At 45.6% G+C, this 11,343-nt stretch carries 12 protein-coding genes; 2 read left to right on the top strand and 10 right to left on the bottom strand.

The window, feature by feature from the left end; genetic code table 11:
- Positions 1-20: 20 nt before the first annotated feature.
- The 7 genes from GT1_RS12410 to GT1_RS12440 form a co-directional block, all read right to left on the bottom strand.
- Positions 21-1,208, bottom strand: a complete 1,188-nt coding sequence (locus tag GT1_RS12410) for a M20 family metallopeptidase (RefSeq protein ID WP_223226219.1) — start codon at positions 1,206-1,208, stop codon at positions 21-23.
- 288 nt (positions 1,209-1,496) lie between these two features.
- Complete coding sequence (locus GT1_RS12415) at positions 1,497-2,429, bottom strand: thiamine pyrophosphate-dependent enzyme (RefSeq protein ID WP_188398992.1); 933 nt, start codon at positions 2,427-2,429, stop codon at positions 1,497-1,499.
- Positions 2,430-2,441: 12 nt separating this feature from the next.
- Positions 2,442-3,623, bottom strand: a complete 1,182-nt coding sequence (gene porA, locus GT1_RS12420; protein ID WP_188398994.1) for a pyruvate ferredoxin oxidoreductase — start codon at positions 3,621-3,623, stop codon at positions 2,442-2,444.
- Positions 3,624-3,935: a 4Fe-4S binding protein gene (locus GT1_RS12425; RefSeq protein ID WP_188398996.1), complete on the bottom strand. Its 312-nt coding sequence runs from the start codon at positions 3,933-3,935 to the stop codon at positions 3,624-3,626. It abuts the gene before it with no gap.
- Positions 3,932-4,510: a 2-oxoacid:acceptor oxidoreductase family protein gene (locus GT1_RS12430; protein ID WP_188398998.1), complete on the bottom strand. Its 579-nt coding sequence runs from the start codon at positions 4,508-4,510 to the stop codon at positions 3,932-3,934. The genes GT1_RS12425 and GT1_RS12430 overlap by 4 nt, the downstream gene beginning before the upstream one ends.
- Before the next feature lie 70 nt (positions 4,511-4,580).
- Complete coding sequence (locus tag GT1_RS12435; RefSeq protein ID WP_223226224.1) at positions 4,581-4,958, bottom strand: RidA family protein; 378 nt, start codon at positions 4,956-4,958, stop codon at positions 4,581-4,583.
- Between the two features lie 100 nt (positions 4,959-5,058).
- A complete protein-coding gene (locus GT1_RS12440) occupies positions 5,059-6,231 on the bottom strand; it encodes a PLP-dependent aspartate aminotransferase family protein (protein ID WP_188399001.1) in 1,173 nt (390 codons plus the stop codon).
- Between the two features lie 174 nt (positions 6,232-6,405).
- Between GT1_RS12440 and GT1_RS12445 the strand changes: the two genes are divergently transcribed.
- On the top strand, positions 6,406-7,968 hold the full coding sequence (locus tag GT1_RS12445) for a PucR family transcriptional regulator (RefSeq protein ID WP_188399002.1): 1,563 nt from the start codon (positions 6,406-6,408) through the stop codon (positions 7,966-7,968).
- Between the two features lie 137 nt (positions 7,969-8,105).
- On the opposite strand, the gene GT1_RS12450 is transcribed toward GT1_RS12445, so the two are convergent.
- Together GT1_RS12450 and GT1_RS12455 are read right to left on the bottom strand one after the other, a co-directional pair.
- Positions 8,106-8,414, bottom strand: a complete 309-nt coding sequence (locus GT1_RS12450; RefSeq protein ID WP_188399004.1) for an AzlD domain-containing protein — start codon at positions 8,412-8,414, stop codon at positions 8,106-8,108.
- On the bottom strand, positions 8,411-9,178 hold the full coding sequence (locus GT1_RS12455; protein ID WP_188399006.1) for an AzlC family ABC transporter permease: 768 nt from the start codon (positions 9,176-9,178) through the stop codon (positions 8,411-8,413). The genes GT1_RS12450 and GT1_RS12455 overlap by 4 nt, the downstream gene beginning before the upstream one ends.
- A 125-nt stretch (positions 9,179-9,303) precedes the next feature.
- Here GT1_RS12455 and GT1_RS12460 point away from each other — a divergent pair, with 125 nt between their 5' ends.
- A complete protein-coding gene (locus GT1_RS12460; protein WP_188399008.1) occupies positions 9,304-10,197 on the top strand; it encodes a LysR family transcriptional regulator in 894 nt (297 codons plus the stop codon).
- A 187-nt stretch (positions 10,198-10,384) separates the two neighbouring features.
- On the opposite strand, the gene GT1_RS12465 is transcribed toward GT1_RS12460, so the two are convergent.
- Positions 10,385-11,092 carry a sigma-70 family RNA polymerase sigma factor gene (locus GT1_RS12465; protein WP_188399010.1) on the bottom strand — a complete coding sequence of 236 codons (708 nt, stop codon included), beginning with the start codon at positions 11,090-11,092 and terminating at the stop codon, positions 10,385-10,387.
- Between the last annotated feature and the right edge of the window lie 251 nt (positions 11,093-11,343).

An 11,343-nucleotide genomic window follows, 5' to 3' on the forward strand; every position in this document is an offset into this window, starting at 1 on the left:
ACTGGTACTGTAGTATTGAGTTATTCGCTAAGATATGCCAGCGCAGTATGGACATGCAGGCGCACGCCGTCTAAAAGCGTTGCTTCGTCTATATTGAACTGGGCGGTATGATGGGCATGATGGCTGCCCGCCGCCGGGTTGCCTGTACCGATGAAAACCAGTGCCCCCGGAATGCCGGCACGGTTAGTAAACTCGGAAAAATCCTCTCCTGCCATGCAACAGTAAGGCTGAATGCAGTCTGCAGCTACTATGTGAGGCAACACCCGCTCTTTGAGGAACGCAACACTGCCTGCGTCGTTAATGACAGTGTAATTGCTGGGGATCAGCTCGATCTCGCAGCCTACGTTATGGGCGGCGCATAGCCCCTCGACCACGCGGCGGAAGCGCTTTTTAGGGTGCTGCGGCGTGTTGTCCTCACCGTCATAAAGGTAGCGCAGCGTGCCTTCCAGCAGCACCTGGCCTGAGATGACGTTGTAAGCCCCATCGGATGTGATTTTGCCAAAGACAATGGTCGTCGGATCAAGGGATGAAATTTCCCTGGTCTGAATGGCCTGAACCCCCTGAATGACGGAGGCGGCACAAAGAATCGGGTCAATGCCTTCCTGAGGGGCTGATGAGTGTCCCCCCTTGCCGGTAAGTTTAATTTTAAATATGAACATCTCGCCCATGACAGGCCCGGCTTGGAGTCCAATGGTACCACTGGGCAGCGGTGTCCATAGATGAACGGCAAATGCAGTGTCCACTTTGGGAGATTCCAGCACCCCCTCCCGGATGAGATGGATTGCGCCGTCAGACTCCTCATTGGGTTGGAATACCAGCTTTACATTGCCGTGGAGCTGGTCGCGGCGCGCCATCAGTAATTTAGCTGCCACCAGCAGCATGGCTGTATGGCCGTCATGACCGCAGGCATGCATGACACCAGGATTCTCCGAGGTGAAAGGCAGTCCCGACGCCTCCTGGACAGGCAGTGCATCCATATCTGCCCGTAAGAGCAGCGTCTTACCGGGCTTACTTCCCTTAATTAACCCCACTACACCCGTGCCGGCAATTCGTTCTGTGGGAATGCCCAGTTCCTTCAGGTATTCCTCCACTTTGGCTGCAGTACGGTGCTCCTGGAAACCCAGTTCCGGGTGGCGATGAAAGTCTCGCCGTAGTGCGACAACTTCATCAAAGCATGCTGAAATCTCATCATTCAATGCTTTTTTCAACAAAAACCCGCTCCTTTGCAATTAATTAAAAGCCTTTTAGGAAAAGTTCGCCTTTTTCGATGTAAAATTCCAAAAATCTGTAAATTACTAGTTACCTGCAAGTCTAAATATCAATTTGAGTTCCGATTATTATAAAAGAAACAATAGTTAGTACTTTGTACAATTTTCAAACTATTTTTTTGAAAAAAAATAATTCTTTATCTGTTAGGGTTATCATTTTTATATTATCTCGAGAAAAAGCTCGTTACCGAGCCTTTTCCTTCATCTGCAAAATAACCAAACATGCTCTTATCCCTGACACCGGGTAAGCAGTGCTTCCCATTTTTGGTCAACGGATTTTTGAATATCAGCAATCATCCATTCGTTTCCTTGCCGGAACAGATGGCTGAACCGGCCTTGCTTCTTTAAATAGTCTTCAACCGGCAGTTTATTTTTCGGCTGATAAGTAAGCACCCATTTACCTTCAATGACTTCATACAAAGGCCAGACACAGGTTTCTACTGCCAGCTTGCAAATCTCCATCAGTTCCTCCGGCGAATAGCGCCAGCCGCGCGGGCAGGGAGCCAGGACATTAAGAAAGGCCGCACCCGGAGTATACAAGGCTTTATGGGCTTTTTCGTGCAGGTCTTTCATGCTGCCGATAAAGGTAGTCTGCGCTACATAGGGAATATTGTGGGCAGCAATGACCTCTGTCAGGTTCTTTTTATTCTGTGGCTTGCCAGGCACGACCGAGCCTGCCGGCGATGTGGTTGCGTCAGCAAATTTCGGGGTTGAAGACGAGCGCTGAATGCCGGTATTCATATAGGCCTCATTGTCATAACAGACATACACCATGTCATGACCACGTTCCATGGCACCGGAGAGGCTTTGGAAGCCGATATCATAGGTGCCGCCGTCGCCGCCGAAAGCAATGAACTTATAGGTATCATCAATTTTCCTTTTTTTCTTTAAGACCTTGTAGCAGGCTTCCACCCCGCTGATAGTAGCTCCGGCGTTTTCAAACGCGGTATGAATGAAGCTATCCTGCCAGGCCGTATAGGGATACAGGAAGGTAGATACTTCCAAACAGCCTGTAGCGGAACCGATAACCGCCCTGTCCTCCGGCTCCAAGGCGCGCAATACACCACGCACAGCAACCGGAGCACCACATCCCGCACACATCCTATGCCCGCCGGACAAACGTTCCGGCTTGGCGAGCTCTTCTTTCAGATTATAAGCCATTTCTTTTCCCCCCTATTCCCTAACACCAAGATAACGGTAGATTTCGCCGGTATTGCCGCTTAGCTGTATTTGCTTAAGCTCTTCATATACAGACTTGATATCCTCAACCCGTACATCCCGGCCGCCAAGTCCGTAGACAAAATTGATCATCCAGGGCGGAGCTGCAAGGCTGTAGCAGGCACTGCGCGTCTCGGCAAATACAGGGCCGCCGCAGGCGGAAAAACTGTCTGCCTTGTCCATTACCGCAACAACTTTGACAGTTGAGAGGGCAGCTGCCAGTTCCTCCCGGGGGAAGGGACGGAATACGCGCAGCTTAATCAGTCCGACTTTTTCGCCTTGGGACCGGAGCTCATTTACGGCAGCCTTAGCCGTGCCGGCACTGGAACCGATAATGACAATGGCCTGTTCAGCATCAGCCATTTGGTACTTTTCAAAAAGCCCATAATAACGACCGGATATTTTCTCAAACTCGTCGGCAACATCCAGTATCACTTGTTTGGCATTTTTCATAGCCACAGCCTGCTGATATTTGTGTTCCATATAGTAGGCGGCAATGTCATAAGGGCCGACGGCCAGCGGATTGTCTTTCTTAAGCAGGTAATGCTCGGGAGTATAAGGGCCAACAAATTTTTTGACCTTCTCATCCTCCAAAAGCTCAATATTCTCAATGGCATGGGAGGTAATAAAGCCGTCCTGACAGGTCATGACCGGCAGGCGTACTTCCGGGTGTTCACCAATACGCATTGCCATGCAAAAGTTATCATAAGCTTCCTGGTTATTTTCCGCATATAGCTGAATCCAGCCTGAATCCCTTGCGCCCATGGAGTCGCTGTGATCATTGTTGATATTGATGGGGCCTGTTAACGCACGGTTAATGCAGGCCAGCGTAATGGGCAGGCGGCAGGAAGCAGCTACATACAGCATTTCCCACATAAGGGCCAAGCCGCAAGAGGAAGTGGCGGTGACGGCACGTCCACCGGCAGCCTGCGCACCGATACAGCAAGACATAGCACTGTGCTCGGATTCAACAGCCACAAACTCGGTGTCTACCTGACCATTGGCAACATATTGAGAAAAATACTGCGGGATTTCTGTCGAGGGGGTAATCGGGAATGCCCCCATGACATCAGGGTTAATCTGTTTCATGGCATAAGCCACCGCTTCATTGCCGGAAAGCCTTTCACGAATGGACATTTACTTGGCCTCCTTTCCAAAGGTAATCGCCTCAAAGCGGCATACCTTCCAGCAGATACCGCAGCCTTTGCAATGCATGAAATCAAAGTCGAGACGCTTTCCGTCCTTTACAGGGATTGAGCTGTCCGGGCAAACAGGTACGCAGAGCATACAGTGCTTGCAGTTCTCCGCAAGGAATGCGGGAATCATGGTCCGCCAGTCGCCGGTATTTACCAGCGCGGCAGTGCCGCCTTCATACACTTCACCGCCGGGTGCAATGTCTTTCCAGGTGATTTGCTCGTTCACTTTTGCAGCAGGAGTATAACGGCTCACAATCCCAAAACCTCCTTCATGGAACGCGCTAAAGCGTTCATATTGCCTGTAATGACCTGTGGCTTGCTGGCAAATTTGTGTTTAAATGAGCTCTCCATATCGGCAATGAATTCAGTCTCAGGAATCAGATTACTAACCTTCACCACCGCCCCCAGCATTGGTGTATTGGGAAAGTTGCGCCCCAGTTCCTCCTCGGAAATCTTGTCGGCGTCAATCGTGCAAAGCTTGCCGGTGTATCCCTTGAGCATGGGCCGCAACTCTTCAGGCGATTTTTCGGAATTGATGATGATTGCACCATCCTGTTTGAGTCCGCGTGTTACATCCACAGCAGCCAGCAGCGTGGCATCAACGACAACAACATAATCCGGCTCATAAATGTTGGAATGTACGGTGCAGCGCTCATCACTGATCCGGTTATAGGCAGTGATGGGTGCTCCCATGCGTTCCGGACCGTATTCCGGAAATCCCTGCACAAACTTGCCTGTATTAAACGCAGCCTCTGCCAATAGCAAAGAAGCGGTTTTTGCACCCTGACCACCACGTCCATGCCAACGAATTTCAACCATTTTTTGCATACCCGTCCCTCTCTTTCTGATTAAGTCTCAACAAAAATCCGCTCATTGTCCGGCTGCAACTAAGCGACTATTACTCTTGAACTAATGCGATTACTTCTACCTCAACCAACACATTTTTAGGGAGGGTTTTGACAGCAACACAACTCCGTGCCGGCTTATGCTGTATCCATTTTTCATACACTTCATTAAACTTCACAAAGTCTCCCATATCTGCTAAGAAGCAGGTTGTTTTGATTATGTTGCGAAGTCCTGACTTTGCCTCAGCCAATACCGCATCAAGGTTGTTCATGACCTGTTCGGTTTGTTGGGTAATGTCCAAGCCGTTGATTTCCCCGGTACGAGGGTCTAATGCGATTTGCCCGGATGTATAGACGCAGCCATTTGCCACTATGGCTTGTGAATACGGACCAATTGCTGCTGGTGCATTCTGAGAATTGATTATTTTCACCATATCTGCCTCCGTTGTACTGAGTAAATATTCAGTCATAGTTGGATTAGGGAATTCTTATTTCCCTGATCCAACTATTTTCATGACCAAATACTAAAGGTTAAACCATGGCAAGTACGCGATCCAGATCGGCGATAAGGTCTTCTGCATCTTCGATACCAATGGACAAACGAACCTGACCGGCAAAAATGCTGACAGCGTTGCGTTCTTCTTCCGTCATGTCGAAGTGGCTCATGCTGGGAGAATGCTGAATCAGTGAATCAACATTACCCAAGCTGGTTGCCAGAGAGAATACCTTAACATTATTCATTACAGTGCGGACTGCATCCACGCCGCCCTTGATATCTGCACTCATCATGCCGCCAAAACCGCGCATTTGCTTTTTGGCAATTTCATGCGTTGGATGAGTGGCAAGGCCAGGATAGTAGACACGTTCGATTTTCGGGTGCTTATCCAAAAATTCCGCTACTTTCATAGCATTTTCACAATGCCGTTCCATACGGACTGCCAGCGTCTTCATGCCTTGGACGATCTGCCAGGCGGCAAAGGGATCAAGCACGGCGCCAAAGCATTGCAGGAACGGCATCCGGCAGCGGTCAATTATCTCTTTGCTGCTGGCAATAACGCCGGCGGTGACATTACCATGACCGTTAAGAAACTTAGTGGCACTATGTACAACAACGTCTGCGCCCAAATCCAGCGGATTTTGCAGGTAAGGGGAAGCGAAAGTGCTGTCCACTACAAGCTTAACGTCCTTGTGCTGTTTAATCACATCGGCAACTGCCCGGATGTCGGTAATTTTTAATGTCGGGTTTGCAGGAGTTTCCACATATACCACCTTGGTATTGGGTTTGATGGCCCGTTCAATGGCTTGCGCATCTGTGGTATCAACAATGGTATACTCAACCCCGAAGCTAGGCAGAATTTTGGTGAACAGGGCAAAAGAACAGCCATAGATAACATCACCAAAGACAATATGATCACCTGATTTTAAGAGCGACATAGTGGCAACCGTAATTGCCCCCAGTCCGGAAGCCAGACCCAGTGCTGACTCCGCATGCTCTAAGCTGGCGACTTTTCTCTCAAATTCGTTGACAGACGGATTGCCAAACCGGCTGTACACAAATCCCTGATCAACGTTCTGATTCAGGCGTACCGCCTCGTCGAAATTAGGCAGGATAAAGGTTGAACTTTGATATAAAGGGCTTACATGACAGCCATGTATTGGGTCAACCACCTGTTCTGCATGAATGACTGCTGTATTCAGTTTCATCTTGCACCACTCCTTGACTTATGTTATGTTTAGACACAGATTTACAAAAGCGGCTTTGTAGATCTGAGATTCTTTACTCTTATGATAGAATAGAGCGACCTTGTTAACAATAAACCAATTGTAAGAGACGAAGGGGCAAGTTTTCATACAAACTGTCATATGGGGAGGAACATAATGCTTACTCTTGATTATTTTCTTAAATCCGGTCTGCTTCCCTGGTTTACTGTCCTATCTGGCGAGACTCGGTTAACTGAGCGGCCAATCGAATATATTTCGGTAATTGAGTTGCCTGTAGGTGATTTTGTCCGTAAAAATGAACTGGTGTTATCCACCGCCCTTGGCTGTGAAAATGACGAAGCAGCCATGCTGGAATTAATCACAGGCATCCATCAGGCTGAGGCCTGCGCCTTGCTGCTGGCTACGCCGGCAAATACAACCGAATTGCCGTCCTCATGCCTGGAATATATTCATTCCCACCAGTTTCCGGTAATTATCATTCCTTGGGAATGCCGGTTTGCGGATGTAATTGAAGCTGTGCTTAAACAAATACGGGCCGATACTTTACATGAAATTACTTTTTTAGAAAGCATCCACAAAAAATTGCTCACCGCCTATCTCGAAAATATGCCGATTGACACTTTGGCGCAAATAATCGCCAACGAGTTAACCTGTGACTGTGCCATTTATGATGTGAATCTTGCATTAAAAGGTGCTTCCAAAGCTATCAAATCCAAAAAGAAAAAGTCCGCAGAAGTTGTCCATACAAAGAATCTATATAAAATTAAAAACAATGAAAGATTATATGGGTACATTGAATTTGAACCTAATAACGCCATAACCATTAATCATGCTTTGATCGACCGTTACTTAATCGCTGCGCTGATCCTGTGGTTTGATAAAGAATGGATTATTCAGTCGACAAAGCAAAATGCCAAGGACGATTTTGTCTGGAAGCTGGCCAAGGGATCAACAGAATCTCCGGATGAGCTTATTAAAACCGGCGAAATTCTCGGCTTTAACCTGCTTTATTCCTATACCTGCATTGTGGGAAAAATCCACGTCAAAAATTCTGCCTCAGAAAAAGAGCGCAATAAATGGATTATCTCCAATATTGGCTCTCTCAAGGAAGAAATATTGTTTATTGCCTCCGAAATGCATAAGCAAGTTATGTTGACTTATCAGCAAGAACAGCTCATTATTTATCTGGAAAATCAGACAGCCTATTCTGACCAACAAATCAACAAATTTTTAGACAAGGTAGAAAAAAAATTTCAGGCAGTATTTCCTAACATCACCCTGTCCTGGGGAATTAGCGAGAGCAATAACGACCCCACCAACTACCATGAATGTTATATGCATGCCAGGTTGGCTCAAGGATTATGCCCGCAAAAGATTACGCAAAACATCCGGTATACCTATGAGGATACAATACTATTTAAGATGCTGTCCGTCTTAGCAATCGATCAGGATATTATGAAAAGCTCTTTTAGAATCATTCAGCCGATTATCGAGTATGACAATAAGAATCAAACCAACTTACTGACAACACTGAAGGTCTATCTGAAGTCGAAAAACATGTCAGAAACGGCAAGAATCTTACATTTGCACCGGCAATCCCTGCTTTATCGAATTAATAAAGTGGAAGAGCTGACCAGTCTGTCGTTAAAGGATGCCAATAACCTTTTTCTCTTGGAAATCTGTGTGAGACTACATATAAATTTTAATGATTTGAAGTAAATGCTATTGCAATCTAATCATTTGCCTAAAATACAATCAGACCCGGTTATTGCAGTGAAAACAACAAAACCTGCTTTCTTGCCTTACGGCTTGAAAGCAGGTTTTGCAATCTTTCCCGATCTTCCAGAATCCACTAATCAAAAGACGATAAGTTCAATTAAAAAAACTGTAATACAAGCCACCGCCGAGACTTTAAAAAGACTGTTGCCCTGATAGGCAAGAATAATTGCAATAACAAACCCGCCCCAGGCAGACCAACCATTTGCAGTTACGTCCAGAATAGCGGGAAATGTCATCACTGCCAGGGTAACAAAGGGAACATAATACAGAAATGTTTTAACATAGACATTACTGAGGTCTCTTTTTAATAGCGTCAAAGGAATGAGCCGTATCAGGTAGGTTACTCCGGCCATAACCAGTATATACAGATAGAGATTCTCACTCATGGTAATCCGCCTTCCCGGAGTGCGGGAGCAATGCTCCTCCCCTCGGCAGGACAACTTTCAGCCGCTTCCTTCATTGGAAACAGGAATGCCGCCATTCCGGCAATCAGTATTGTCAACAGAATAATTTTAAAGCCCGGAGAAACATACTGGAATACTACTAACTTTGTAAAAAACAGACTTGTTAGCATGGATAATAAAATAATACCAGTCAAAATTCTATTGCCTTTTGCCGGCGGAATAATCACCGCAATAAACATACCGTAAAGGGCAATACTCAAAGCGCTTATTATCCTTTCAGGTAAAACATCCCCGGAAATCACACCAAAAAATGTGCCAAGCGTCCATCCCGGAATAGCGCTGCTCATCAAGCCGTACTGGTAGAACGGATTAAGTTTGCCACTTTTACAAACCGCAACGCCAAAGATTTCATCCGTGACTCCATGCGCCAGCAAAAACCGATGCCAAAAGGGAACTTTGGAATCCAGCTTTTGCGACAGCGCGCACGACATCAGGCAGTATCGCAGGTTTAAAATCAGTTGGGTAGATGCCATTTCCAGATAGGTCGCGGAAGCCCCCATCAACCCTAATGCGGCAAATTGGCCTGCAGAGGTTAGGTTGGTTAAAGAAATAGCCACTGCCTGAAACGGCGTAAGACCGGCCTTCTTAGCAAGCAGACCAAAAGTAAAGGAGACGGCAAAATATCCGAGAGCAATCGGAATGCCATCACGAAAACCATTTTTCCAGTGAATACGATTAGTTTCCATTATTCTCAAACCTCTGATGTCTTAGTCGCTGATCTAGTACTTTATTCTAGCATGTGCATTGACATCAGTAAAACAAATGTTTATTATCTTTATATAAGATATTCTAATATATTAGGAGTAATCTAATGAATTGCTATCACGCTTTTATGACTATACTGGAAACCGGCAGCTTTACCAAAGCAGCTGAAGAACTGGGCTATACACAGTCGGCCATAAGCCAAATGGTGCATTCCCTGGAGAAAGAGCTTGCGACAACCCTGTTGCTGCGTTCGCGCAAAGGAATTGCCCTCACACCGGACGGCGAGGAATTATTGCCTTATATCAGAAGGTTGGCTAATTCACACCGGGAGTTAATGGAAAAACAAAAAGAAATGCGCGGCCTGCAAAGCGGAATCATCCGCATCGGAGTGTTTTCAAGCGTTTCCTGTCATTGGCTGCCTGGATTAATGAAGGACTTTAAAAATCAATATCCGTCGGTAGTTTTTGAACTTCATCAGGGCGAATACACCAGTATTGCAAAATTAGTCAGAGACGGCAGCGTCGATTTCGGCTTCGTCAATCCCTATGCGGTATCGGAGCTAAACACGATTGCTTTAAAACACGATGAAATGTTAGCCGTATTGCCATACAATCACCCACTAAGTGCCTGTGAGCAGGTCTCTTTGGCAGAATTGTCAAGCGAACCGTTCATTCTCCTGGATGAAGGCCAGTTATGCGAGCCGCTGGAATATTTCAAAAAAAATAATTTACAGCCTAACATCCACTATCGCGTTCATGACGACTATACCATTATGTCGATGATTGAAAAAGGGCTGGGAATTTCTATTCTGCCGGAATTGATATTAAATCGAATCAGCTATAATCTTGTAACCAAAAAGATATCGCCTGCCATTGTCCGTACCATCGGTATCGCATTCAAAAATTTTAAGGCATTGCCTATCGCTAGCCGATATTTTATTAGTTTTCTAGTGAAACAGTATGGTGATATTAGTGAATATAAAAATCTCCAGGTAATGTAACTTGTTACCACAATATAGTCACACCCGCGCGGATCACCTGGTGCTTTGCTTTAGCATACAGCAGGTGATTTTTTTATGACCGGAGCTTCATAAAGAAACAACCCAAATAAAGTAAACCACTCTAAGTTCCCTTCTGTATCAAGCAGGGAGTTTAGAGTGGCTGACTTGAAAAATGAGCTGCTTTAGCTTATACGGTTACGCAAAGCAGTCCTGTTTGTACCAAGCCGGAGGTGCCTGGTTTTTTATGCTTCTTGCAAAAACTTTTCCATTCTTTCATGTGTAACGCCATCTTTTTGCGTGCTCTTTGGATAGCATTATCTACCACCTTTTCCTGCAAATCCAGCTTTTGCGCGATTTCCCGCTGTTTATAGCCTTCAATATATAAGCCAATAACTCTTTTCTCCAACTGCGACAAAACATTTGCCAGTTCACCACTAATCCTAGTGATGCTTTCCTTTTCAATAATCATATCGACAGGGTCATTGGCAGAATTCGTATTAAATACCCCTTGTAATTCGAGTTGGCTTCGGTTGTTTGTGTTTGACAACTCAACTATGGCGTTAAGTGAAATTGCTTCATTAAGAATGCCGTGTTTTTTGCGATTGTGCATGGTAACCGCCGATTTAATTGTGTTCTTGATATTAAGCTCGGCAATCAGACGAAAGGAACTGCCGCGAGCCTCATCATAATAACAAACGGCTTTATACAAGCCGATTAAGCCCCATTGGTACAAATCACGGTAGTCACCGCCAGGCAAATAATAGACCTTGACATAGCGCAGAATTATTTTATTATATTTGGATACTATTTTTTCAAACTCCTCATTATTAATTCTTCCGTCATTGTAAAAACACCCTGCCAGCACTCTACCTACCCCTTGTTGTCCAATTTTCATTATTTTCTGCAAGTACCTTTGTCCATTGACTGCTATTTACCTGGTGTTCGTCTGTTATATTGTACTAGCAAAATTCGCGCCAATTTCTGCAAAGTTTATTGTATCAACATTTGTAGTGGTAGAGGTCCTTTCTCCTGCCCCTTCTATCCACACTGACATCGGCCTATTCTTTTTAACTCAACTTTCGCAGAGCCATAATCGACTCAACATCACGATTTAGCCAACACGAATGCATAAAAATAATCTTTCTT

The sequence above is a fragment of the Sporomusa sp. GT1 genome, assembly GCF_014634905.1.
GTDB classification, from domain to species: domain Bacteria; phylum Bacillota; class Negativicutes; order Sporomusales; family Sporomusaceae; genus Sporomusa; species Sporomusa sphaeroides.